Annotated in this window: 23 protein-coding genes; 10 read left to right on the forward strand and 13 right to left on the reverse strand. The window is 69.7% G+C overall.

Annotated elements, in window-relative coordinates:
- Positions 1 to 109: 109 nt before the first annotated feature.
- A complete protein-coding gene (locus tag ABZ795_RS16655; protein WP_357530973.1) occupies positions 110 to 247 on the forward strand; it encodes a hypothetical protein in 138 nt (45 codons plus the stop codon).
- On the opposite strand, the gene ABZ795_RS16660 is transcribed toward ABZ795_RS16655, so the two are convergent.
- Both ABZ795_RS16660 and ABZ795_RS16665 read right to left on the reverse strand, forming a co-directional pair.
- A complete protein-coding gene (locus tag ABZ795_RS16660) occupies positions 231 to 644 on the reverse strand; it encodes a hypothetical protein (protein ID WP_357530974.1) in 414 nt (137 codons plus the stop codon). The two genes, ABZ795_RS16655 and ABZ795_RS16660, sit on opposite strands and share 17 nt — an antisense overlap.
- Positions 645 to 774: 130 nt before the next feature.
- Positions 775 to 1593, reverse strand: coding sequence for a hypothetical protein (locus ABZ795_RS16665; protein WP_357530975.1), 819 nt, complete (start codon positions 1591 to 1593; stop codon positions 775 to 777).
- Between the two features lie 696 nt (positions 1594 to 2289).
- Here ABZ795_RS16665 and ABZ795_RS16670 point away from each other — a divergent pair.
- Positions 2290 to 4020 carry an L-lactate permease gene (locus ABZ795_RS16670; protein WP_327025130.1) on the forward strand — a complete coding sequence of 577 codons (1731 nt, stop codon included), beginning with the start codon at positions 2290 to 2292 and terminating at the stop codon, positions 4018 to 4020.
- A gap of 13 nt (positions 4021 to 4033) precedes the next feature.
- Here ABZ795_RS16670 and ABZ795_RS16675 read toward each other — a convergent pair whose 3' ends face one another.
- From ABZ795_RS16675 to ABZ795_RS16695, 5 genes are all read right to left on the reverse strand, one after another.
- On the reverse strand, positions 4034 to 4246 hold the full coding sequence (locus ABZ795_RS16675; RefSeq protein WP_357530976.1) for a hypothetical protein: 213 nt from the start codon (positions 4244 to 4246) through the stop codon (positions 4034 to 4036).
- A gap of 149 nt (positions 4247 to 4395) precedes the next feature.
- Positions 4396 to 5577, reverse strand: a complete 1182-nt coding sequence (gene ugpC, locus ABZ795_RS16680) for a sn-glycerol-3-phosphate ABC transporter ATP-binding protein UgpC (RefSeq protein ID WP_357530977.1) — start codon at positions 5575 to 5577, stop codon at positions 4396 to 4398.
- Between the two features lie 10 nt (positions 5578 to 5587).
- Positions 5588 to 6424: a carbohydrate ABC transporter permease gene (locus ABZ795_RS16685; protein ID WP_327025127.1), complete on the reverse strand. Its 837-nt coding sequence runs from the start codon at positions 6422 to 6424 to the stop codon at positions 5588 to 5590.
- Position 6425: 1 nt separating this feature from the next.
- Entirely contained in the window at positions 6426 to 7427 is a 1002-nt protein-coding gene (locus ABZ795_RS16690; protein ID WP_357530978.1) for a sugar ABC transporter permease, read from the reverse strand.
- Positions 7428 to 7455: 28 nt separating this feature from the next.
- Positions 7456 to 8736 (reverse strand): ABC transporter substrate-binding protein, encoded by a 1281-nt coding sequence (locus ABZ795_RS16695; RefSeq protein WP_357530979.1) that lies wholly within the window; start codon positions 8734 to 8736, stop codon positions 7456 to 7458.
- A gap of 246 nt (positions 8737 to 8982) precedes the next feature.
- On the opposite strand from ABZ795_RS16695, the gene ABZ795_RS16700 reads away from it, so the two are divergent.
- The 3 genes from ABZ795_RS16700 to ABZ795_RS16710 all read left to right on the forward strand — a co-directional run bounded on the left by ABZ795_RS16700 (position 8983) and on the right by ABZ795_RS16710 (position 10552).
- Positions 8983 to 9561: a DsbA family protein gene (locus ABZ795_RS16700; RefSeq protein WP_357530980.1), complete on the forward strand. Its 579-nt coding sequence runs from the start codon at positions 8983 to 8985 to the stop codon at positions 9559 to 9561.
- Between the two features lie 242 nt (positions 9562 to 9803).
- The gene (locus tag ABZ795_RS16705) at positions 9804 to 10235 is read left to right on the forward strand and encodes a hypothetical protein (RefSeq protein WP_357531023.1); all 432 of its coding nucleotides are present in this window, start codon (positions 9804 to 9806) and stop codon (positions 10233 to 10235) included.
- Positions 10236 to 10282: 47 nt separating this feature from the next.
- Positions 10283 to 10552, forward strand: a complete 270-nt coding sequence (locus ABZ795_RS16710) for a hypothetical protein (protein ID WP_357530981.1) — start codon at positions 10283 to 10285, stop codon at positions 10550 to 10552.
- Positions 10553 to 10630: 78 nt separating this feature from the next.
- Here ABZ795_RS16710 and ABZ795_RS16715 read toward each other — a convergent pair whose 3' ends face one another.
- From ABZ795_RS16715 to ABZ795_RS16730, 4 genes are all read right to left on the reverse strand, one after another.
- Positions 10631 to 11191 (reverse strand): cysteine hydrolase family protein, encoded by a 561-nt coding sequence (locus ABZ795_RS16715; protein WP_357530982.1) that lies wholly within the window; start codon positions 11189 to 11191, stop codon positions 10631 to 10633.
- 79 nt (positions 11192 to 11270) lie between these two features.
- A complete protein-coding gene (locus tag ABZ795_RS16720; RefSeq protein ID WP_357530983.1) occupies positions 11271 to 12266 on the reverse strand; it encodes a hypothetical protein in 996 nt (331 codons plus the stop codon).
- 369 nt (positions 12267 to 12635) lie between these two features.
- A complete protein-coding gene (locus ABZ795_RS16725) occupies positions 12636 to 13310 on the reverse strand; it encodes an HAD family hydrolase (RefSeq protein ID WP_327027059.1) in 675 nt (224 codons plus the stop codon).
- A gap of 161 nt (positions 13311 to 13471) precedes the next feature.
- Positions 13472 to 16171: a glucosidase gene (locus tag ABZ795_RS16730; RefSeq protein WP_357530984.1), complete on the reverse strand. Its 2700-nt coding sequence runs from the start codon at positions 16169 to 16171 to the stop codon at positions 13472 to 13474.
- 42 nt (positions 16172 to 16213) lie between these two features.
- On the opposite strand from ABZ795_RS16730, the gene ABZ795_RS16735 reads away from it, so the two are divergent.
- Positions 16214 to 18148 carry an amylo-alpha-1,6-glucosidase gene (locus tag ABZ795_RS16735; RefSeq protein ID WP_357530985.1) on the forward strand — a complete coding sequence of 645 codons (1935 nt, stop codon included), beginning with the start codon at positions 16214 to 16216 and terminating at the stop codon, positions 18146 to 18148.
- Between the two features lie 76 nt (positions 18149 to 18224).
- On the opposite strand, the gene ABZ795_RS16740 is transcribed toward ABZ795_RS16735, so the two are convergent.
- Positions 18225 to 20135 carry a Xaa-Pro dipeptidyl-peptidase gene (locus ABZ795_RS16740; protein ID WP_327025118.1) on the reverse strand — a complete coding sequence of 637 codons (1911 nt, stop codon included), beginning with the start codon at positions 20133 to 20135 and terminating at the stop codon, positions 18225 to 18227.
- Between the two features lie 316 nt (positions 20136 to 20451).
- Here ABZ795_RS16740 and ABZ795_RS16745 point away from each other — a divergent pair, with 316 nt between their 5' ends.
- The 4 genes from ABZ795_RS16745 (at position 20452) to ABZ795_RS16760 (ending at position 23334) form a co-directional block, all read left to right on the forward strand.
- On the forward strand, positions 20452 to 21783 hold the full coding sequence (locus ABZ795_RS16745; RefSeq protein WP_357530986.1) for a glycosyltransferase family 4 protein: 1332 nt from the start codon (positions 20452 to 20454) through the stop codon (positions 21781 to 21783).
- Positions 21784 to 21972: 189 nt separating this feature from the next.
- Positions 21973 to 22566, forward strand: coding sequence for a DUF1707 domain-containing protein (locus ABZ795_RS16750; protein WP_357530987.1), 594 nt, complete (start codon positions 21973 to 21975; stop codon positions 22564 to 22566).
- Positions 22567 to 22705: 139 nt separating this feature from the next.
- Entirely contained in the window at positions 22706 to 22954 is a 249-nt protein-coding gene (locus tag ABZ795_RS16755) for a type II toxin-antitoxin system prevent-host-death family antitoxin (RefSeq protein WP_357530988.1), read from the forward strand.
- Positions 22951 to 23334, forward strand: a complete 384-nt coding sequence (locus ABZ795_RS16760; RefSeq protein ID WP_357530989.1) for a PIN domain-containing protein — start codon at positions 22951 to 22953, stop codon at positions 23332 to 23334. Before ABZ795_RS16755 ends, ABZ795_RS16760 begins: the two co-directional genes overlap by 4 nt.
- 365 nt (positions 23335 to 23699) lie before the next feature.
- Here ABZ795_RS16760 and ABZ795_RS16765 read toward each other — a convergent pair whose 3' ends face one another.
- Positions 23700 to 24620, reverse strand: coding sequence for an NmrA/HSCARG family protein (locus ABZ795_RS16765; RefSeq protein ID WP_357530990.1), 921 nt, complete (start codon positions 24618 to 24620; stop codon positions 23700 to 23702).
- Between the last annotated feature and the right edge of the window lie 61 nt (positions 24621 to 24681).

Consider the following 24681-nt stretch of genomic DNA (forward strand, 5'->3'; position numbering starts at 1 on the left):
GACTCGCATCGCCGCCCCGCGGCGGCGAACCTGAACGGGGGATCGCGCTCCGCCACCAACGATGCTGGCGTAGCGCGATCAGGGGTGTTGGGACGGCACCTGGAGACGAATGCCTGGCCAAGACCCGCGTCACCCGGTGCATCCGTTGGGCGACCTCGGTCCGGCCCGCCGCGAGCAGATCGAGCAGGCGCTGCACCGGTACGCGGACTTCCTCGCCGTGCCGCCCCGGGTCAGCTGGAGCGACTGAACCGCGGGTACCGCGAGCCGACGACGGCGGTCATGCTGGCGAGCGCGGCCAACACCGCGACCGGTCCGCCAGGTCCGAGCGACGGACGGACCGCAGGGACGACCGGGCCGAGGAACACGTCGGCGTAGTGAGTCATGACAACGACGGCGGCCACGATCGTGACGACACCGAGCCCACCGGCCACCAGCAGCAGCCATCCCCGACGGCCCGGATCGACGATCGCCCCCCCGGTGACCATGCTGAGCAGGACGGCCGCGCCGACATACCAGGCCCACCCCGGAAACTCGGTGAGGCGTACGGCCCGGTCGCCGTACCAGGCCCAGGGCAGGCCGAAGACCGCGATGAGGGTTCCTGCCGCGCCAGCGACGGCGGCGGCTCGAATGACCACGTTCGACATCACGTCTTCCCAGGGTGTGCGGACCATGACGCGTGCACGGCGCTGACCGGGGCGGACCCTCGGTCGGCGCCGTGCCCGGTCAACGCGGCGGTGTCGGTGGCAGGACCTGCCACCGACACCACCAAGCCAGCTACGACGTTTGTAGTGACAGGTTGAGCACCGTCAACACGGACGGGGTCTCTGTCCAGAGAATATATTCGCCGGACCGTCCGGGATCCACATCGGTGTGGAATCCGCTCACGATTCCTCGACTCGTCAACACGCCATCGGAGCGAGTCGCCCAGACCGGCCCGCCGCTGTCACCCTTCGCGACCGCCGCGCAACCGGAGCACTGCCAGCCTTCAACTCCCAGTCGTACGCCCTTGCCGTCACCGAAGTCCCACTGGACGGCTTCGTGCGTCACCATGATATTGCAGCGGTTGGGGTAACTGGTATACCCACTCTGGCACACGTACTCACCGTCCCATGAGTACTGAGCGGCACCGAAGTTGAATACGTAGTCGTCATTGACCCATACCTGGGACGACGCATTCGCGCTGATGATCGCCGCATCGTGCGGATTGTTCTCCTGCTGGACCCGACCAATTCCCGCGCCACCCTGCGCCTCGATTCCGTTTCCGACGCTGAAGCAGTGCTCGGCGGTGACGAGATATTCGGCGTTGTAGGTCCGGTCACGAACCCCAAAGGCCGATGTGCATTGATAGCCGGAGATGTTGACGTCGTGTCGGATGGGGATTCCCCCTGCCAGGGAGCAGACGGACCGTGTCGGTCGGCAGGACGGACCGGGCTGCCCTTGACGTACCGGATGTCCGCCGCGTCCAGAGCGCTCACCGACAGCGATCTCGACGCGATCGAGGCCGCCCGAGCCGGATCGCTGGTGCGGACCTCCAGACCGCTGCCGTCGCTGAGCAGCACTATGGAGTAGACCTGCGCACCCACGCTCTTCCACTGCTTTGCCGCGTCCCAGACGCCTTTGCTGGCAGCCTCCATCTGGTGACGCGAGTACTTACTCTTCCGCACCTCGATGGAGGTGGCACCCCGCCTGGTCGATGAGAGCGGACCAACACCACGATCCAGCAGTAGCTGAGCCCGGTCGAGGTCCGTCGCATACACAGTCACCCGATCGTCGGCCGGATCGACTCGCATCCCCGAGAGGATGGTGCGGTAGTCGCCATGGCCCAGCTCACCGATCGCCTGGGCCACCTCTGAGTGACGCATGAGCGAAGGTTCGCTGACCCGCGTCGCAAAGTCACGATCAGGCTCTTTTGGATCGGCGGCGGATCGACCAGGAAGAGTGACGGCGGCGGCCAGTACGACGAGGACAGAAATCGATGAGAGCACGCGTCGCCGCAGTAGATGCGCCATTTTCCCCCGTAAGAAAAGGCGACAAACATTTGCCGCAGACAATACCTGTCCGTACCGGCCACTCGCAAGGCCGGGTGGACCGGACGATCCCGTTCGAGGTGTGCACCTGACGCGGAGCGCGGAGATCTTGGTACGAAGGCGCCCCTCGGGAGGGCGTTTCGTACCAAGATCTGCTTGGCGGTCTTGTGCGCAGACAGCGCAATCGCGAAGAAAGTGCGGCGTGGTCGACCGGGCACACTGAGCGCACCCGTACGGCGATCGGCCGACATGGTGCCCGGAGGTGCGTGTGTACCGTCCGATCCTGGACCCGCTCGCCGACTCGCTGGCGTTGAGCGCCCTCGTCGCCGGGCTGCCGATCGTCACCCTGTTCCTGTTGCTCGGCGTGCTGCGGGTACGGGCCTGGCTGGCCGCACTCGGCGCACTCGCCGTCGCGCTGCTGGTCTCCGTCCTGGCGTACTCGATGCCGACCGGGCAGGCGCTGCTCACCGCCAGCCAGGGCGCTACCTTCGCGCTGTTCCCGCTCGTGTGGACCTTCGGCACCGCCATCTGGATCTACCGGATGACCGTGACGAGTGGACACTTCGACGTGCTCCGGCGCTCCTTCGCCCGGGTCAGCGACGACCAGCAGGTGCAGGCGCTGGTGATCGCGTTCTGCTTCGGTTCCCTGTTGGAGGGGCTGGCCGGCCAGGGCACCCCGGTCGCGATCACCACGGTGATGCTGCTGGCGCTGGGCTTCCGGCCGATGAAGGCGGCCACGGTGGCGCTGGTGGCCAACACCGTACCGGCCGCCTTCGGGCCGCTAGGCCTGCCGATCACCACCCTGGCCCGGGTGACCGACCTGCCCACCGGTGACCTGGGCGCGATGGCCGGACGACAGGTACCGGTGATCGCACTGTTCATTCCCCTGCTGCTCGTCGGCATGGTCGGCGGTCGCCGAGGGCTGCGCCGGACCTGGCACATCGCCCTCGCCTGCGGGGTGTCGTTCGCCCTGGCCCAGTTCCTCACCTCGAACTACTTCGCGATGGCCTTGGCCGACATCGTCGCCGGGCTGGTCAGCGCCGTGGTGGTGACCGTGACCGCACGGGTGTGGCCGCCTCGACGCCACGACGACCGGGTGCTCGACGCCGACGGCCCGGCGGAACTCGGCACGCCTCCCGGGCAGGCCCCGGCCACCTCGGGCGGGCCGGGCAAGCGGGGCATGGCGGGCGGGCCGGCGGATCCTGCGGTGGCGGTCGCCAGCCGTACGGAAGTGGCTTCGCAGCCGCCGGACACCCCGGTCGAGGTGTGGCGGGCGTACGCCCCGTACCTGGTGATCGTGGCGATCTTCGGTCTGTCGCAGGTGCCCGCGATCGCGGAGGCGCTCAACGCGGTAACGGTGACCTTCAACTGGCCCGGACTGCACCTGCTGACCGTGTCGGGGGCCCCGTCTACCTTGCCGGTCTTCCGGTTCAACTGGCTCTCCTCCACCGGCACCCTGCTGGTGCTGGCCGGACTGGTGACGATGGCGATCCTGCGGGTCACCCCACGCACCGCCCTGGTCGCGTACGGACAGACCCTGGCCTCGCTGCGCTGGGCGATCCTCACCGTGTGCGGACTGCTGGCGCTGGCCTTCGTGATGAACGGCAGTGGGCAGACCGCGACGCTGGGCACCTGGATGGCCGGGGCCGGGGGCCTGTTCGCGCTGCTCTCACCGGTGCTCGGCTGGCTGGGGGTGGCGCTCACCGGCTCGGACACCTCGTCCAACTCGCTGTTCGGTGCCCTCCAGGTCACCGCCGCGCAGCGCGCAGGTCTGGACCCGGTGCTGCTCGCCGCCGCCAACGCCTCCGGCGGAGTGGTCGGCAAGATGATCTCGTTGCAGAACCTGACGATCGCGGCGAGCGCGGTCGGGCTCGACGGCCGCGAGGGCGACCTGTTCCGCCGGATGTTCGGCTGGAGCGTGGTGTTGATCTGCGCGATGGCCCTGCTGGTCGGCTTGCAGGCCACCCCGGTGCTGAGCTGGATGATCCCGTGACGGCTCCGCCGGGTCAGGTCGGCCCGGCCGAGGCCAGCAGGGCAGCTTGATCGTCCCGCTCGGCGGTCCGGGCAGGTCGTACCATCCGGCCCATCTCGCGTAGTCCGACCGCCGCAAGGTGGGCGGCGTAGTCCTGCGCCACGGTGTCGTAGGCACGCCGCACACCGACGTACCCGCCGGGGGTCGAGGGGACGGATTCACCGGGAGCCGAGGCCGTGGAACTCACGGCCGCATCATCGCACCAGCGCCGCCGCCCACGCTGGCGACATCCCCGTCGCCGGGCGCGGGCGGCGGCGTCCGTAGGCCCGCCATGGGCGCTGTTAACAAGGGGCCCTTCCTCTACCGCAGGAGTTAATAAGGTGCCCTTCCTTACATTCAGTCGGGCAGGGTCAGGTTGCGGCCGTTGGCGGGGTCGAACAGGTGCAGTTTTTCCAGGTTGAACCAGATGCGCCGGTCCTCCCCCTCGGTCACGGTGGACTCGGCCGACAGCCGGGTGACCAGGTTGGAGCCGGCACCGGCGAAGTCGGCGGCACCGGCGTCGGCGGCCAACTCCTCCAGCTCGGCGGCGGTGGCCCGGCCCCCTTCGACGGTCAGGTAGACGTACTTGTCCGAGCCCATCGACTCGACGATGTCCACCGGGGCGCTGAACTCCATGCCCCGGTCGCGGCTCTGCTCGTCGACCAGTTCGGCGTCTTCGAAGTGTTCGGGGCGGATGCCGAGGATCAGCTCACGCGGGGCATCCGCCTCGGAGAGCTCCCGGCGGATCCGGTCGCCGATCGGCAGGTCACCCAGGGCCGTACGCAGCCGGCCCTCCTCGAGGGTCGCGGGCAGGAAGTTCATCGACGGCGAGCCGATGAAACCGGCCACGAAGAGGTTGTTCGGGTGGTCGTACAGCTCCTGCGGCGGGCCGACCTGCTGGACCGCCCCACCCCGCATGATCACTACCCGGTCGCCGAGGGTCATCGCCTCGGTCTGGTCGTGGGTGACGTAGACCGTGGTGGTGCCGAGCTTCTTCTGCAGCCGGGACACCACGGTACGCATCTGCACCCGCAGCTTGGCGTCCAGGTTGGACAGTGGCTCGTCCATCAGGAAGGCCTTGGGTTGACGCACGATGGCCCGGCCCATCGCCACCCGCTGCCGCTGGCCACCGGAGAGGTTGGCCGGCTTGCGGTCCAGCAGGGAGGTCAGCTCCAGGACCTTGGCGGCCTCGTCCACCTTCTGGTCGATGGTGGCGCGATCCAGCTTGGCCAGCCGCAGCGGAAAGGCCATGTTCTCCCGCACGGTCATGTTCGGGTACAGCGCGTAGGACTGGAAGACCATCGCGATGTCCCGATCCCGGGGCGCCTTGTCGTTCACCCGCTGCCCGTCGATGCGCAGTTCACCGGAGCTGATGTCCTCCAGCCCGGCGATCATGTTGAGGGTGGTGGACTTGCCGCAGCCGGAGGGGCCGACCAGGATCACGAACTCGCCGTCGGCGATCTCCAGGTCGACGTCCCGCACCGCCGTGGTGCCGTCCGGGAACTTCTTGCTCACCTTGTCGAGCACGATGTCAGCCATGAGAACCCACCTATCCCTTGACGGCGCCGGAGGTCAGGCCGGAGACGATGCGGCGCTGGAAGAAGAGGACGAACAGGATGATCGGTACGGTGATCACCACGGCGGCGGCGCAGATGGCCCCGGTCGGGTCCTCGAACTGCGAGGCGCCGGTGAAGAACGACAGCGCCACCGGCACCGTGCGGGACCGCTCGGTGGAGGTCAGCGAGATGGCGAACAGGAAGTCGTTCCAGCAGAAGATGAAGACCAGGATGGCCGTGGTGAACAGCCCCGGCGCGGCCAGCGGGGCGATCACCCGCCGGAAGGCCTGGGCCTGGGTGGCGCCGTCCATCTTGGCCGCCTTCTCCAGGTCCCAGGGGATCTGCTTGAAGAAGGCCGACAGGGTGTAGATCGCCAGCGGCAACGCGAAGGTGATGTACGGCAGGATCAGGCCGGGCCAGGTGTCGAAGAGACCCAACTGCCGCTCGATCTCGAACAGCGGCGAGACCAGCGACACCTGGGGGAACATCGCGATCAGCAGGGAGACCCCGACCAGCAGCCGCTTGCCGGGGAAGTCCAGCCGGGAGATCGCGTACGCGGCCATCGCGCCGAGCACCACGGCGATCACGGTCGCGATCATCGCGATGCCGATCGAGTTGACCAGTGCCCGGACGAACTGGTCGGTGCCGAAGATGTTGCGGTAGTTGTCCAGGGTCCACTCCCGGGGAATGAACTTCCCGTCGGTGAGGGTGGCCGGGGTCTTGAACGACAGCGACATGATCCACAGCACCGGGATCAGGGCGAAGACGACCACTACGGCGTTCAGCAGGCCCCATTGCAGCTTGGCGCGGCGGGCGGTGGTGTCAGCCATGTCAACGCCTCTCCCCGTCGTCGCTGCCGGGGGCAGCGGTACCGAACAACTTCACGAAGATGAACGCGATGATCGCCACCGTGATGAAGATCAGCACCGACATGGTGGAGCCGATGCCGAGGTTGAGCCCCCGGATCAGGTTGTTGTAGGCGATCATCGACACCGAGGAGGTGTCGTTGGCCCCGGAGGTCAGCACGTAGATGTTGTCGAAGACCCGGAAGGCGTCCAGGGTGCGGAACAGCAGCGCGACCAGGATGGCCGGCTTCATCACCGGCAGCATCACCTTGGTGAACCGCTGCCAGGCGGTGGCTCCGTCCGTGGAGGCCGCCTTGAGCAGGTCCTCCGGCACCAGGGCCAGGCCCGCCATCAGCAGCAACGCCATGAAGGGTGTGGTCTTCCAGATCTCCGCCAGCATGATGATCGCCAGCGAGCTGGCCCGCTCGGTCAACGGCGCCCCGTCGGAGAAGAGGTTGGCCAGGTAGCCGGTGCCGGGGGTCCAGGCGTACCGCCAGGAGAACGCGGCGACGACCGTGACGATGCCGTACGGGATCAGGGCCGAGGTCCGCACGATGCCGCGACCGACGAGCGTACGGTGCATGATCAGGGCCAGCCCCATGCCGAGCACCAGTTCCACGGCCACGGTGACCACCGTGATCAGCATGGTCACCCCGAAGGCCGTCCACCAGAACTCGTTGGTCAGCACGGTGACGTAGTTCTGCAGACCGACGAACTCCCGCTCGGCGGGGAACCGCAGGTCGTAGCGCTGCAAGGACAGCCACACCGAGTAGAGGATCGGGTAGGCGGTCACCGCGATCATGACCAGCGCGGCCGGGGCGCACAGCAGCAGACCCAGCCGGCGCTCGGCCCGCTTGTTCTCACTCAGCGGCGCCTTGCGCCGCCGGTTGTTCCGCTGCGCGGGGACCGCGGCGTTCCGACCCTCGGTGCGGGTGTCGGTCCCGTCGGCGGCCACCTCCGCGCCCGCCGGGGTGGCGTTGACGCTCATGCCCGCACCCCCGTGTGGTGTCGCCGGCTCATGGCAGGACCCCCTTCGACTCCAGGGCGTCGGCGATCGCCTCGCGCAGCTCGTCGGCGGTGGTCTGCGGGTCGATCGCCGCCGGCGGCGACAGGATCGCCGAGGTCACCGTGGAGATGCTCTGGTACGCCGGGGTCAGCGGCCGTACGGCCGGATCCCGCAGCTGTTCGAGGATGGTCTCCTTCATCGGGTACGCCTCGTCCATCTCCGGGTCGTCGTAGACGCTCTCGATGGTCGGCGGCACCCCGTCGTTGATCGCGGAGAACTTCTGGTTCTCCGCGTTGCGCAGGCACTTGGCCGCGTCGAAGGACTCCTCAGGATGCTTGGAGTAGCGGCTGACGGCCAGGTTGACCCCGCCGATGGTCACCCGAGCCGGGGTGTTCCCGTCGACCCCGGGCACCCGGGCCCAACCGACCTGCTCGGCGAGCTGCGGGTTGGCCTCCTGCATCGCCGGGTAGACGAACGGCCAGTTCACCTGGAACGCCCCGGAGCCGGACTGGAACTCCAGCCGCACCGGATCCTCGGTGGCGTTGCTGAACGACGGCGAGGCCACCCCCGAGGTGGCGAAGGTACGCAGCACCTCCAGGGCCCGCACGGCACCCTCGTCGACCACGGCCTCGGTGCCGTCCTCGTTGAGCAGGTTGCCGCCGGCACTGGCCACCAGGGTGTTGTAGAGCACCACCAGGCCCTCGTACTGGGCCCCCATGGTGAGCACCTGGTGCGGCTTGCCCTGTTCCTTGAGCTGCTGCGCCGTCGAGATCATCTCGTCCCAGCTGGTCGGCGGCTCCGGCACCAGGTCCTTGCGGTACCACAGCAGCTGCACATTCGTGTTCTTCGGCGCCCCGTAGAGCTTGTCCTCGTACCGCGCGGTCTCCAGCGGGCCCTCCAGGGTGCCCTCCTCCACCTCGGCGCGGTCGGATCCGGTCCACTCCAGGATCCATTTCGCGCCGGCGAACTCCTGGGTCCAGGTCACGTCCAGACCGAGCACGTCCATGCCGTCGTCGGAGGCGGCGAGCCGCCGGACCAACTGCACCCGCTGCTCGTCGGCCTCCCGGGGCAGCACCCGGTTGACGATCCGGTACCACCCGGCGGCCTCGGTGTTGCACCGGTCCACCACCTGCTGCAGGTTCTGCTCCGGCGGATAGTAAAGATTGATCACGGGTACGCCGGTGTCGTCGCCTGCGGCACAGGCCGCCAGCGGCGCCATCACCGTCAGCGCCGCGGCAGCCGCCGCCATACATACGCGGGGTCGGCGCCGGCCCTCGTCCGGGTCATTCATGTCGGCATCCCCCTCCCCCTCCTCCTAGGTGGGCCAACATCCGGGGAGGATCCCGTGCCCCGGCGCACGGCGAGACGATCAGGGCCTGTGACCTGCTGGTTTCCGGACCCCACGTGTCGTGGCAGCAACACTGCCCGACCTGCGCAGGCACGAAACCTGACCCAGGTGAGCCGACATCGACAGGCGCCTCGGTGGCTCAGATCACACCCGAGGAGTGCCCGTACCGCCCGGCGCTACCCTCGGGCGATGGATGCGACCTTCTTCTTCGACCCTGCCTGCCCGTGGACCTGGCGAACCTCCCGCTGGCTGGTGGCCGTCGCCGAGACACGTGGCCTGAGCATCGAGTGGCGGGCCTTCAGCCTGAGCATCCTCAGCGGCGGCAACATCCCCCCGGAGTACGCCGACGCGGTGGCCGCCTCCGGTCGGGCGTTGCGGCTGGTAGAGGCGCTGCGGGCCGAGGGCCGCCACGCCGACGCCGGCCGGTTCTACACCGAGTTGGGCACCCGCACCCACGACGCCGGCAATCCGCCGAGCGGCAAGCTGGTGGAATCGGCCGTCGAGGCGGCCGGGCTAGACGACATGGCCGCCGCCCTGGACGACGAACGCTGGGACGAGGCCGTCCACGCCTCCCACGCGGAGGCGTACGCCTCCGCCGGTCCGGACATCGGCTCACCGGTGCTCATGGTCCCCGGCGCCGACCGGGGCATCCACGGCCCGATCCTGACCGAGGTGCCCGGCACCGAGGACGCCCTGACCCTCTGGGACAACATGGTCCCCCTGATGCGCATGCCGTCCTTCCACGAGATCAAACGCGGCCGCCGCTGACCTGCTTTCGCGATCTCGGGCAACTTCGGGGAAGGTGTCGCCTCGCCACGCCGGCAGGGGACATCTTCCCCGGAGTTGTCTGACCCACTAGCGTTGAACGCGCATCGCCGTCAGCGCGTACGCCGTCGCCGTCGATACGCCACCGGCCGACCCCGATCCGCCCGATCGGTTGGTTCTCCCGGGAACAGCGCACCGCCGCTCCGATTGGGCAGGATCATCTCCAACGAGGAGGTGCCGTCGTGGTGCAGGACACCCGCACTCTCGCCCTGACCTTCGAGGTGAGCGGCCTGCCACCGGTCAAAACCGAGGCGTTGTCCATCTTCGCCGCCGGGCACCGGCAGGCGACCAGGGTACGCGCGCTGCTCCAGGCTGCCTGCGAGGCGGCGCAGCGTACCGGCTGGACTTCACTGTCCGGCCCGATCGAGGTGGACCTGACCCTGCGCTGTCCACCCGGGCGTCGTACCTCCGACGCGAGCACCCTGCTGGGCGGGGTGTGCGCGGTGTTGCAGGACAAGAAGCGGGTCGCCAATATCGGGCTGGCCCACCTCGGGGTCCTGGTCGATGTCGCCGTCTACGACGACGACAAGCAGATCCGCCGACTGTCGTACGCCGAGGAACCCGCCGAGGAATTCTCGTATCAGGTACGGGTCGCGGCCATACCAGAGGCGGTTTGACCGACGGCTGCGGTGGGGTACCGCAGCCGCCGACGAAGGGAGCGCCGATGTCGGAGCCACATGTCACGCTGGAACCCCGTGACCCGGTGCAGGAGAAGCTGCGCGGGCCGCTGGAGCAGCAGCTGACCTCGGCGCTTCAGGCAGCAATCGACCGGGTCCGTGGCCAGTACGCCGGGGAGCCGGTCGAGTTGGTCTGCCAACGACTGCTGGACGAGACCCGAGTCGGGCTGCACCCCGACATCGCCGCCGGTTTCCAACCCGACATGGACGAGTTCTGCCGGGTCGCGGTAGCCATCGTGCGGGGCGAGAACCCCTGAGACGACCGCGCCCGGCCAGCGGGGTGGCTGTGGCCGGAACGAACCTTTGCGGACCCGTCGGCGCCGGGCTGCCGAGGTTCAGGGTGCGGTGGCGAAGGTGGCCTCGGCCGTGGTGACCGTGCCGGCGGTGCGGCCCGGGGCGGAATGGTGCGCCCAGTACAGGTTGGTGTGGGCGATGACCTGCTCCGGCGGGGGCGCACCCCAGGCGGTGAGGTCCTCCGTGGTGTGCGCGTCGCTGACCAGGGTCGCGTCGTAGCCCCGCACGAACGCCCCGTGCAGGGTGGAGCGGATGCACACGTCGGTCTGCGCCCCGCTGACCACTAGCCGGCCGACCCCGAGCCCGACCAGGACGGTCTCCAGGTCGGTCGCCTCGAAGGAGTCGGCGTAGTTCTTCTCCACGAGTGGCTCGGTGTCGTCCCGGGTCAGCTCCGGGACGATGCGCCAGTCCTCGCTGCCCCGGGCCAGCCCCTTGTCGGAATGCTGGACCCACACCACCGGCACGCCTTTCTGACGTGCCCTGTCGATCAGGACGGCGATGTTGGCCACGACCTCGTCCCGTCGGGTCGCCGTGGCGACCACTCCGTTCTGCACGTCGATGACGAGTAAGGCGGTGTGCGGACGGTTCTTCAGAGTGGTCATGACTCCCCCGTCGGATCGATGTGTGACCACGCTAGACGAGGGGTCCGACAGACGGTCTTGCGCGGTGCCGCCACCCGAATCAGCCCGGCGACACCGCCCCGGTCCGCCGGTGGCGCCAGCGACAGGTGAGTAGGCCGGCGGCGACCAGTACCCCCGGAAGTATCCCGATCCCGCTCACCAGGGCGGCCGGTCCGTACACCAGCTGCGGCAGCGGACCGCGGGCCTCAGGTAGCCCGGCGACCTGGTGATCGACGTACCCGGCGGCGTGGCAGGTCACGAAGACCGGCCCGCCCTCCGGCACCTCGAAGGTGCCCAGCAGGAGGGTCACGATGCTGTCGCTGTTGTCGGTGAACGGCACCGCGGGTTCGGAGAACGCAAGCTCGTCGCCCTTTTGATCGACGATCGTGCACTGGCGTGCCGACGCATTCGGCTCGTACGAGCGGTAGACGGCGTGTCGCCCTTCGCTCAGTCGTACGGCGACCCCCTGGCCGTGACCGACCGCCACGGCATCGGCCGGCACGAACCGCACGACGGACAGTTCGGCGCCGACCCGGACGAACTCCGGCACCACGAACAGGCCGGCCAGTCCGATCAGGCCGGCCACCACCCACCAGCGGCGTACCCAGCTCCCGGGTGCTCCGAGGTCGGCCGGCCCCCTGGTGACCAGCCATGCCACCCCCGCACCGACACCGAGGGCGCCGGCCAGCGTCGTCCACCCCACGGTCGGCGCCCAGGTTCGGGCCAGGTCGAGGCTCGCGCCGAGCGGAACCACGTACCGGTAGAGCAGGATGTTGCCGACGAGGAACAGCGTCGCCGTCCCGACGGCGACCACGAGCACCCGCAGCAGAGCACCGCGCAGACCCGGCACCCGCCCATCGCGTACGACGCAGAGGTGGCCCGCCGCGACAGCGGTGCCGATCGCCAGCAGCTTCGCCGCCGTCGTCAGCTCGGCCAGTTCGGGCCGATATCCCTCATATTTGCCGGCATCCAGGACGACCAGGGTCAGGACAAGGCCGGCAGCCGTCCATCCGATCAGCACGGCGGCTGCCACCAGGAACCGAGCGGGGCGCGACATCCGACCAGGCTAAAGGGCATCGACGGGACACGAAGTCCACGCCGCGGGCCCGGGTCGGGTCAGGACCGGTTCCGCACGCCCCGGCCCTGACCCCAAGCTCGGCGTGGCAGCGACCGACCAATGCCCCGGTCCGGCCCATCGACCGTCACCAGGGCAACGGGCGGCACGCCCGCACTCAGCTCCACGGTGCCCACACCGAACTTCGGTGCCGCGACCGACCCCTGGCGAATCGCGACACCGCAGGGGAGATTAGGTGGGCCGAGGGCGGCCCGGGCCCGCCCGATTCGACGATTACCAGCAGGGTGCAAAAGCCGCCGGAGGTGGTAACAGCACGCAGGCCGCCAGCGCTGATCGAAATCGGGCCGTACCTCAGAAGTGGTGCAGCAGTTCCGGGAAGGCCCGCAGGTGCAGTACCCCCTCGTCCGCCGGGTCCAGTTCGTCGTGCTCCAACACCCAGGTGTTGTCGTTCGGGATGAACACGGCACGCCACCCGGCGGCGCGGGCCGGCAGGATGTCCGAGCGCGGCGAGTTGCCGATCATCCAGGCCCGTCCCGGGTCGATCCCGTGTTCCCGGCCCAGCCACCGGTAGGTGTCGGCGTTCTTCTCCGACACGATGTGGGCGGCCGAGAAATGGTGCAGCAGCCCGCAGGCGTCCAGCTTGCGCTGCTGCTCCTCCCGTTCGCCCTTGGTCAGCAACAACAGTTCGTGGCGGCCGGCCAACTCGTCCAGGGCGGCGGCCACCCCGGGCATCAACTCGACCTGGTGGTTCACCAACGCCATCGCCAACTCGTCGATCTCGCGCTGCTCCGCCATGGTGGCCGGTCGCTCCCGCAGCCGCTCCAGGCACTCCCGCAGACTCCGCAGGAAAACCTTGCTGCCGTACCCGTGGGCGACCGCGTTGGCCCGCTCGATGTCATCCAGCACGGCCCGGATCTGCACCCGGTCCAGCGTCGGATGATCGAGCCAGGCCAGAAAGTCGTCGATCACCCGCTCGAAGACGACATTGTTCTCCCACAGCGTGTCGTCGGCGTCGAACACCAGCACCCGCCCCGGCTCGACCCCGGTCACCTCACCAGTCACCCCGCGACTCTAAGCACCCCCACCCCTCCCCCACGACCCAATAACCCCACCCTCCCTCTCCCACCCCGCCCGTCCCCCGTCTTCCGTGATCAACGAGCTCGGCGAGCGGGCCGGTGCCGGGCGGGTCAGCGGCGGAGGGTGAGGATCAGGTCGGCTACCAGGGCGGTCCAGCCGGTCTGGTGCCAGGCGCCCAGGCCGGCGCCGTTGTCGCCGTGGAAGTACTCCGGGAAGGCGATCAGGTCCCGCCAGTCCGGGTGGGTCTGGAACAGCTGCGCCGCCCCGTAGATCGGCCGGCGTCCCCAGTCGTCGCGGGTGAACAGGGCGATCAGCCGGGCGGAGAGGTCGTCGGCGATCTCGTCGAGGGTCTTCTTCACTCCGGAGCGGGTCGGGTACTCGACCTGGAGGTCGTCGCCGAAGAAGGCCGCGTGGTCGCGCAACGCGCTGATCAGCAGGAAGTTCGTCGGCATCCAGATCGGGCCGCGCCAGTTGGAGTTGCCGCCGAACAGGCCGCTGGTCGACTCGGCCGGCTCGTAGCCGACGGAGAACTCCTGGCCGCCGAGGGTGACCGTGAACGGCTTGTCCAGGTGGGCGCGGGAGAGGGTACGCAGGCCGTACTCGGAGAGGAACTCCTCGGTGTCCAGCATCCGGGCGAGCAGCCGGACGATCTGCTCCGGGCCGCACATGGACAGCAGTCGCTGCTGGCGGCCGTCCGGGCCGATCCGGCGGGCGCCGATCACCGAGGCGTACTCGGGGCGGTTGGTCAGGAACCAGCGCAGCCGGGCACCCAGTTCGGGCAGCCGGTGCAGGGTGCGCGCGGGCAGCCGGGTCACCGCGGCCAGTGGCAGCAGCCCGACCACCGAGCGGACCTTCAGCGGGACCTTGGTGCCGTCGGCCAGTCGCAGCACGTCGTAGAAGAAGGCGTCCTCCTCGTCCCACAGTCCCTGGTCGTACGCGGCTGCGGCGATGTACGCGAAGTGTTCGAAGAACTTCGTGGCGGTGTCCACCCAGGTCCGGTCGTGCTCGGCCAGCACGATGGCGATGTCGAGCAGGTTGAGGGCGTACATCGCCATCCAGCCGGTGCCGTCGGACTGCTCCAGCACCCCGGCCACCGGCAGGGCCGCCGACCGGTCGAAGGGGCCGACGTTGTCCAGCCCCAGGAAGCCGCCCTCGAAGACGTTGTTGCCGCCGGTGTCCTTGCGGTTGACCCACCAGGTGAAGTTCATCAGCAGCTTGTGCATCATCCGGGCCAGGAAGTCGTGGTCCCGGCTGCCGTCGATCTCGAACACCTTCAGGGCCGCCCAGGCGTGCACCGGCGGGTTGACGTCCCCGAAGGCCCACTCGTACGCCGGGATCTGGCCGTTGGGGTGCAGGTACCACTCGCGCAGCAGGAGCAGCAGTTGCTCCTTGGCGAAGCCGGGGTCTACCCGGGCGATGCTCACGCAGTGGAAGGCCAGGTCCCAGGCCGCGTACCAGGGGTATTCCCAGGGGTCCGGCATGGAGATGACGTCGAAGCTGGTCATGTGCCACCAGGCGCTGTTGCGCCCGTGCCGGCGCCCGGCCGGTGGGGTGGAGCCCGGGTCGCCCTCCAACCACCGTTTGACGTCGAAGTGGTAGAACTGCTTGCCCCACATCAGCCCGGCGATGGCCTGCCGGGCGATGGCGGCCTCGTCGGCGCTGGCCTGCTCGGGGATCAATCCGGCGAAGAAGTGGTTCGCCTCGGCCCGCCGGGCCCACACCACGGTCTCGAAGCCGTCACCCAGGTCGGCCGGGGGCGGGTCGCCGTCGCCGGGCGGCGGAGCGGTACGGGTCAGCCGCAGCCGGATCTGTCGCTGCGCCCCGGCCGGCACCTCCAGTACGTAGTGCAGGGCCCCCTTGGTGCCGGTCAGCTCCGGGTTGACCGTGTCCGCCCCGTTCACCACGTGGTCGTTGATGCCGTCCTTCGGGTACGGGGTGCGGCTGGGCAGCCCCCAGAGCCGCTCGGCGTTGCTGTCGTTGTCGCACAGCAGCGGCGTCGGCTCACCGTCTCCTTCCAGCACGATCTGCCCGAGCACCCAGTGGTCGCCGACCAGCCGACTCCCCTGCCCGACCAGGCGGGGCACCCGCTCGTCCGTGCCGGGCAGCCCCCAGCCCCAGGTGTTGCGGAACCACAGGTGCGGCAGTACGTGCAGCCGCTCCGGCTCCGCCCCCCGGTTGGCCACGGTCACCACGATGCACAGATCCGTCGGGCCGGCCTTGGCGTAGTCGACCGTCACCGCCCAGTACCGGTCGTCGTCGAAGATGCCGGTGTCGACCAGCTCGTACTCGGTGTCGTCCCGGCCGCGCAGGCCGTTGACCGCGACGAGTTCGTCGTACGGGAAGGCGGCCTGGGGGTAGTGGTAGCGCCAGCGCATCCAGGAGTGGGTCGGGGTGGAGTCCTCGTACCACCAGTACTCCTTGACGTCCTCGCCGTGGTTGCCCCCGTCGCCACCGAGACCGAACATCCGCTCCTTGATGATCGGATCGCGCCCGTTCCACAGCGCCAGGGCGAAGCAGAAGGTCTGCCGGTCGTCGCAGACGCCCGCCATGCCGTCCTCGGACCACCGGTAGGCTCGGGACCGCGCGTGGTCGTGGGGGAAGTAGTCCCAGGCTGTGCCGTGCTCGCTGTAGTCCTCCCGTACCGTCCCCCAGGCCCGTTCGGACAGATAGGGACCCCATGCCCGCCAGTCCTGCTCACCGGCATCGGCCTGGGCCAGCCGGACTCGTTCGGCGTCGGGGGCGGAGGGCGAACCGTCAATGATCACCTTTACATCTTCGATGCCGCTGGGGTACTTCACCACAGCGACCATTGTCGTCGTGCCGTGTTACACCTCGCCGCCGGTGGAGGAAAGTTGATCGAAATTCGTTTCGGTACCCAGGTCTGCGGTGAGCTGACCAGCGCCGCCAGTCGGGAGTGGCTGGTGGCCGACGGCCTCGGCGGATACGCGATGGGCACGGTCGCCGGACTGCGTACCCGCCGCTATCACGGGCTGTTGGTGGTACCGGGAGAAACCCCGGCCTCCCGCAAGGTGGGACTGGCCAGTCTCGATCCGGCCGTGGTGCTGCCCTCCGGGGCCCGGGTACGCCTGGGTGCCCACGAGTGGGCCTCCGGCGACGTGGACCCGCGGGGATTCGAGTTGCTGGAGGGGTTCGACCTGACCGACGGGCTGCCCCGGTGGCGGTGGCGGATCGGCGAGGTGGTGATCGAGCGGGAGCTGGCCATGCTGCCCGGCCGCTCCTGTGTGGCGGTGGTACACCGGCTGGTCAGTGGCGGGCCGGTCGAGCTGGAGTTGGCCGCCGCCTGCACCTGGCGCGACGCGCACGGCGAGCGGCGGGCGGACGGGCCGGCACTGCGAATGGATCCGGTCGAGGGTGGGGCGGTGATCGAGGGGGCGTACCGGCTGTCCGGGCCGGGCTGGACCCCGCAGGGCCACTGGTGGCGGGGCGCCTACCACCGGGAGGAGGCCGCCCGGGGCCTGCATCCGGAGGAGGACCTGTGGTACGCGGGCCAGTTCCGCGACCTGCTGCGCCGCCCCGGCGACACGGTGTCCGTGCTGGCCTGGGCCCAGGACCCCGCCCCGGAACCGCCACCCGCCGTCGAGGTGGTCGCGGCGGCCCGGCGACGCAACCGGGAGGTGGTGGCGGCGGCCAAGCCGGCCGACGATGTCGAGGCCACCCTGGCGTTGGCCGCCGACGCCTTCGTCGTGCGTACGAACGACTCGCCGGTGGAGGTGGTCGCCGGGTACCCCTGGTTCGGCGCCTGGTCCCGGGACACGATGATCTCCTACGAGGGGTTGTTCCTCTGCACCGGCCGCGCTGACCTGGGCCGGGAGCTGCTGCGCACCTACGCGGGGACCCTGTCGGAGGGGATGCTGGCGAACACGGCCGACACCGGCCGGGTGGAGTACAACACCGTGGACGGCACCCTGTGGTTCCTGCACGCGGTCAGCCGACACGTCACCGTCACCGGTGACACCGATCTGGGGGACGAACTGCTGCCGGCGCTGCGTGGGGTCATCGACGCCCACCTGACCGGCACCCGGTACGGCATCGCCGTCGACCCGGCCGACGGGCTGCTCACCTCCGGGGCCCCCGGGGCCGCCCTGACCTGGATGGACGCCCGGGTGTACGGGGTGCCGGTGACCCCCCGGCACGGCAAACCGGTCGAGGTCAACGCCCTGTGGATCAACGGGGTGGCCGGGGTCGCGGAGCTGACCGAGTTGGCCGGGCAGGACGCCGACGGGCTGCACCGGCTGCACGAGCAGGCGGTCGAGTCGTTCCGGCAGCGCTTCCCCGCTCCGGCCGGTTGGCTGCACGACGTGGTCGACGCGCCCGCGCCCGCGTACCCCCTGGGGGGTGCGGCCGTCCACGACGACGACCTGCTGCGACCCAACCAGCTGCTGGCCTGGTCGTTGCCGAACGCGCCGTTGCGGCCGGACCCGCAGGCGGTGGCTCTGGTCGGTGCGGGGCTGCTCACCCCCCTGGGTCTGCGCAGCCTCTCCCCGGACTCCCCCGGCTTCACCGGGGGGCACCGGGGCGGGCCGGCCGAGCGGGACAGCGCCTACCACCAGGGCACCGTCTGGCCGTGGCTGATCGGTCCGTACGCCGATGCCAGCCGCCGGGCCGGTCTGTCGGTGGATGAGCTGTTCACCGGTCTGGAGGCGCACCTGAGCGAGTACGGCCTCGGCTCGGTCAGCGAGACCGCCGACGGCTCGGCCCCGCACACCGCCACCGGTTGCCCCTTCCAGGCCTGGTCGGTGGCGGAACTGCTGCGGGCCCGCCGGTGACACGCACCGACGGGCCCGTAGCGCCCCTGAGGAGGTAGGTTCGGTGGGACGCCCGCACGGGCGTCCCACCGTTCGATCAGTTCAGACCGGCTGCCACGGCGGCCTGGCGGCCACCGACGATCGGCAGGGTGATCCGGGTGCTGTCGAAGTGCACCGTGATCTCGGCGCGGGTCTGCTTGGCCCGGCTGCTGTAGCCGGAGTACGAGCCGAGCAGGACCACACCGATCTGGTGGCCGGCCTCGAAGACGTAGTCCTCGGGCTGCAGCGGGATGTCGACGGCGTTCTTCTCACCCGGCACCAGCGGGGTCGAGGTGTAGAGCGAGTCGAGGTTCAGCCCGTCGTAGATGCCCTTGGTGACCAACTCCTGCGGGTTGCTGGCCACGTTCTTGACGACCTGGCGGTAGCAGGCCTCCTCGTTGTGCCCACCGAAGTTGGCCGACTCGCCCCAGCAGTCCTCGGTGGTCACGGTGCGGACGCCGTCACCGGAGGTGCTGAAGCGCTGCCGGGTGCCGTAGTCGACGAGCAGACCGGCGAAGCTGGTGTCCTCGCCGTTGACCGAGGCCTTGATCCGCACGATCGGGGTGCCGGAGATGTGCAGCGGCGCCTTCAGCGGCTCGGACAGGAAGACCAGCCGGTTGTTCTTGTTAGCCGCCGGGTCCGAGGGGTGCCGGATCGCGTTGGCCTGGCTCATCGACGGGGTGTCGGTGAAGGTGGCCTTCTTGTTGCCGGGGCCGGGCTTCACCGAGATGTCGCCGGGGTCGCCGTTGGTGCCGGGGCGCAGCCAGATCTGGGTCGGCTGGGACTTGGGGATCGGCCAGTTGGCGTGGGTCTCCCAGACGTCCGGCAGCCGCTCCAGGTCGACCATCGGCTCACGCATGATGCCGTTGTCGATGCCCTGGAGCCAGAAGTCGAACCAGCGGTGCAGGGTGTCCACCCACTCCGCGCGACGGAAGTCGAACGGGTCGATGTGACCGGTGCCGGTCAGCCACAGCTTGCGCGGCACGTTGTTCTCGGCCAGGGCGTACCACCACTTGCTGAAGTGGTCGGCCCGCACGTTGTCGTCGTTGATGCCGTGCACCAGCAGGACGCTGGCCTTGACCTTGTCGGCGTGCGGCACGTAGTCCCGCTCGGCCCAGAAGTCGCTGTAGTCACCGGTGGCGTCGTCGGCGCCCACGCCGAGCTGGGTCCGCACCGGGGCACAGTACGCCCGACGGTTCGGGTTGGTGACGGTGTTGGACAGGCTGCCCGAGTAGTTGTTCGCCCGGGTCACCAGACCGTTGCTACGCGAGTAGTCGTACCAGCTGGAGATGGCCGAGATCGGCACGATGGTGGACAGGCCCTCGACGCCGGTGGCGGCGGCGGCGTTGGCCAGGGTGCCGTCGTACGACTTGCCGATCATGCCGGACTTGCCGTTGTGCCAGTTGGCGACGACCTCGTTGCCGTCGGCGTCGACACCCTTGCGGCGGCCGTTGAGCCAGTCGATCGCGGTCGGGGCGCTGATGTTGTCCCCGAGACCGCCGGTGACCGGGCAGCCGGTCGAGTTGTTGGTGCCGATCATGTCGAGCAGCACGACCGCGTAGCCACGCGGCACGAAGTAGTTGTCGTAGAACAGCGGCCACTGGTCGAGCAGGCCGTCGCCGTCCAGGTCGGCCTTGCACTCGGTCTCGTTGCCGCGGCAGACCGTCGAGTAGTAGGGGCTGGCGTCCATGACCACCGGCACCCGCAGGCCCTGGTCGCTGGCCTTCGGCCGGATGATGTCCATCGCCACGACATCGAGCTCACCGTTGGAGTCGGTGTCGACATCGGAGGTGACGAAGATCCGTTCGCGGATCGCGTCGGCGTAGCCGAAGACCGGCTGGGTGACGCCGTCCGCGATGACCAACTGGTTCGCCTGCGCGGGCTGGGCTAGCGCGGGGGTCACCGGCAGGATGGCCGCGGTCATCGCGACCGCCACCGCACTGCCCCACCATCGCCTCGTGGTTCGCATGCTTCTCCTTCCAGGCACCGGGTGCCGACCACCGCACGCCGGTTCTGGCGCACGAGCCATGAGCCCCTCAGTGCTGCGTCCGGTTAGAACCTACGAACCAGGCCGTGGCAGGTCATCAGACAGTTGCGGGAGGTGCAGACCGGCTGGTGCTACGCCTGTCGCAGAGGTGGGCGCAATGTCGCCTCGCGTCCGTTCCCGGTGACGAGACCGGGAGTACCGACGGGCTTTACAGCCCCGCAATCGGGATGTCTCCGCTGGTTATCCAGCTGCCAGCAGGATTGGTCCTGGGCGGAGAGACAACTCAAAGGGGGCGCGTATGTCACCGGACGCCGACGTGATCGACATCAACCCCGTACGTCCGCAGCGGGTCCTGATGTTGTCCTGGGAGTATCCGCCGGTCCTGGTCGGTGGCCTCGGTCGGCACGTGCACGCTCTGTCGGTGGCCCTGGCCGCCGCCGGCCACGAGGTCACCGTCGTCACCCGCCACGCCGCGGGGGCGCCGCTGTCCGAACACCGCGACGGGGTACGCATCCTGCGGGCCGCCGAGGACCCGGTCACCTTCCCGCTGGCCACCGGATCGCTGCTGGCCTGGACGATGGCGTTCAACCACACCCTGACCCGCACCGCCCTGCACGCCGCCGCCACCGGCGAATTCGACGTCATCCACGCCCACGACTGGCTGGTCGCGCACACCGCGATCACGTTGGCCGAGCACCTGCGCCTGCCGCTGGTGACCACGATGCACGCCACCGAGGCCGGGCGGCACCAGGGCTGGCTGCCCGAGGAAATGAACCGCACCATCCACGGTGTCGAGCACTGGCTCAGCACCGCCTCCACCCGGCTGATCGCCTGCTCCGGGTACATGCGCGACCAGGTCACCACCCTGTTCGAGGTGCCACAGGAGAAGGTGGCGGTGGTGCCCAACGGCGTCGACGACCGGGCCTGGCGGGCCCGCCCTCGCGCGGTCGCCTCGGCCCGCGCCCGCTTCGCCGGCGACGGCCCGTTGATCGGGTACGCCGGACGACTGGTGTACGAGAAGGGCGTGCAGCACCTGGTGGACGCCGTGCCGCAGCTGCGGGACCGACACCCGGGGCTGCGGGTGCTGATCGCCGGTGACGGGCCCTACCGGGGCGAGTTGGAGGAGCGGACCCGGCAGCTCGGGCTCGGCGGGACCGTCCGCTTCGCCGGGTTCCTGAACAACACCCAACTGCCGGCGGTGCTCGGGGCCACGGACGCGACCGTCGTACCGAGTCTCTACGAGCCGTTCGGGATGGTGGCCCTGGAGGCGGCGGCGGCCGGCGCGCCACTTGCCGTGGCCCGTACCGGCGGTCTGGCCGAGATCGTCGAGCCGGGTGTCACCGGGGTGACCTTCCCGCACAGCGACCCACCGGCGCTGGCCGACGCGGTCGATCGACTCATCGGCGACGAGGTGTTCGCCCGCCGGGTGGCCCGGCAGGCCCGCAGCATGGTCGGTCAGCGGTACGGCTGGGCCACCATCGCCGCCCGTACCGCCGAGACCTACGCGGTGGCCCGCCGGGCGCACACCCCGGCACAGGCCCGCCGTCCCGCCGCCGTCGACCTGCCGGCCCCCCGGCAGCCGATCGCCATCCCGCACGGCAATCTGCTCGTCGGCACGGCCGCCTGCTAGCTCTGTCGTCCCGCTCTCCGGCCCGCGCCCGCAGTGGTGGGCCGGAGGGCGACAGGTGGTCGCCGAGCCCTGTCGAGCTGAGGGCGCAAACGGATCGCGACGACCGGCTCCGGCCCGCAGCCTGTGGGGCAGGGCAAGCCCGGACCATCGGCTGCCCAGGTCGGTGCGGGGCACCAGTAGGCTCGGTGCGTGGAGTGGGAACGGCACGACGACGATGACCGACTGCGCGTCTCCGACCGGGAACGGGAGGAGGTCGTGGAACTGCTCGGCAAGGCCACGGCCGAGGGCCGACTCACCCTGGACGAGTACACCGATCGGGTCGGCGCCGCCCACGCCGCGCAGACCCGGGGTGAGCTGGCCCGGCTGACCACGGACCTGCCGAACGCCCCCAGCCGCTCCCCCGCCCGCCCCGGCGGGGCGCTCGCCCCGGTGACGGAGAAGCTGCTCGCGGTCTTCGGTAGCGAGGTGCGCAAGGGCGCCTGGCCGGTGCCGGAACACATCGACGCCCGGGCCGTCTTCGGTGACTGTCGGATCGAGTTGCACGAGGCCCGGTTGCCCCGGCAGGTGACCACCATCGAGGCGAACGCCATCTTCGGCAGTGTCACCATCGTGGTGCCGGAGGGCACGGACGTCCGGATCACCGGCTCGGCGGTCTTCGGCGAGAAGAGGTCCAAATTGAGCGGTCCGGTCGCCCCGGGCGCTCCGATCGTCGAGGTGCGCTGCCGCGCCGTCTTCGGCGAGGTGACCGTCCGTCCGCCCCGCAAGCGCTGGAAGATGATCTGATCAACTCCCCGCTGGCCGACATGCCGCGCGGGCCCGCCCGGGTAGATGGTCGCTAGTGTCCAGCACGCATTCCTCGGCATCCCGGGCCCTGCGCTTGGGACGCACCGACAACAGGTAGCACATGTGCTACGTTGGGTGTATGTACGAGGTTGGGCTGCGGGAGATGCGGCAGAACGCAAGCGAACTGGTTCGTCGCGCGCAGGGGGGCGAACGGGTGACGATCACCGTCGCCGGGCGCCCGGCAGCCGTGCTGGGCCCGGTCAGTCCTCGAACCTGGCGTGAGTGGGACGACCTTGCCGGCGTTTTCGACCAACCCACAGACCCGGGGTGGGCAAGTGATCGGGACCTGCTCGACGACGCCGTCACCGATCCGTGGGTTGAGCGGTGAGTCGCGGCATCCTCGACACCAGCATCCTTATCGCCAATGATGTGACTCCGATACCCGGGGAACTGGCCATCAGCGTCGCCAGCCTCGCCGAACTTCAGTTCGGTGTCCTGGTCGCGAAAACCGCTGAGGCGAGGGCGCTCCGGTTGGCGCGGTTGAGCGCCATTCAACGTCGATTTGATCCGCTGCCCATCGACGAGGCGATCGCCGACAGCTATGCACGCTTGGCTGCACGCGTCGTCGAGACCGGCCGCCAGCCGCGAGCCAGGGTGATGGACCTGCTCATCGCGGCAACGGCACACGCCCATGACGCGGCCGTGTACACCCGCAACGCCGACGACCTTGCCGGACTCGAAGACCTCATCACGATCCACGCGATCTGACTCCACAGCCCGCCAGTGGCACGCGGTGCAGGTCAGCCGGGCTCGCCACTGGGGCGAGTGGGACCTGTCGAGCTGAACCGTTTGTGCTATCCCGCAGAGCGTCGTCGCGGCGGGCAGTATCCGGACCGACAGGACCCCGCCAGTACCGACGCCTCTGGTAGAGCTTCGCTGACTCCCGCCGTTTCGCCGAAACGGCGGGGTTCGGGGCGGCGGGATACCGCCGTTTCGGCGTAACGGAGTCGATCACCGGGTCAACTGGCCACGCTGGCCTGCGCGGCGGCGTGGCTGACTGGGTCCTGGCCCAAGTCGAGGCCCAAGTCGAGGCCCAGATCGTGGCTCGGGTCTTTCTCGTCGCGCGGCCGGACTCAGCGGGACAGGTACTGCGCGGCCCACTCCTCGAAGGAGGTGAGCGGGATGCCCAGGTCTCGGGCGAACTGCGGGCGGGCGGGCTGCCCGGCCACCTCCACGAAGCGGTGGGAAACCGCCCCGAACGCCGGCATACCGGCCGCCACCGCCTCTTCGTCGGTCATCCTCGGCGCGGTCAGCGGCACACCCAGGGCGCGCGACATGACCTCGGCGATCTCCGTCATCGTCCGGTAGTCGCTGGCCAGTTCCAGTTCGACCTGGTGGAAGCGCTCCGGTGCCGCGATGGCCGCCGCCGCCGCTCGACCGATGTCGTCGACCGCGACCAGGGACAGCCGGGTCTCCGGCCGCAGCACGGTCACCAGCCCGCCCTCGACGCCCCGGGGAAGCAGATAGGCCATCGAGGGCAGGAAGTTCTCCATGAACCACCCCGGCTTGATCAGGGTCCAGTGTGGAAATCCGGCCGTGCGTACCCGATCCTGGATGGCGGTCTTGGCGTCGTAGTAGGGCTTCAGGGCGGCCCACCGGCCCTCGCGCCAGCCGGGGGCCTCGGTGTGCTGCCCGGCGCCGGAGACCGAGGAGTGCACGAACTGTGGCACACCTGCGGCGAGCGCCGCCTCGATCAGGTTGACGGCCTGGGTCACCTCGCCGTCGAAGTCGAGGGACTCCCCCTTCAGCTCGGGCATCTGGACCGAGAAGACCGCGCGGGCTCCCTCCGCGGCCGCGATCAGGGAGCCACGATCGTTGAGGTCACCGGTCCGCAGGTCGGCGCCGAGCGCGGCAACGGCTCGCGCTCGGTCGGTCTCCGGGTCACGGACCAACGCTCGGACGGGTACGCCCGCTGTGCGCAACGCGCGGACGGTCGCGCCGCCCTGTCGTCCGGTGGCGCCGACGACCAGAACGGGTGCGGGTTCGTTGGACATGAGACCCCTCTCGCTAAACGGCGTGGCCCGCCGTTTCTACTCCGGTAAGATACGGCGGACC

Source organism: Micromonospora sp. NPDC047134 (genome assembly GCF_040643455.1).
GTDB lineage: Bacteria > Actinomycetota > Actinomycetes > Mycobacteriales > Micromonosporaceae > Micromonospora.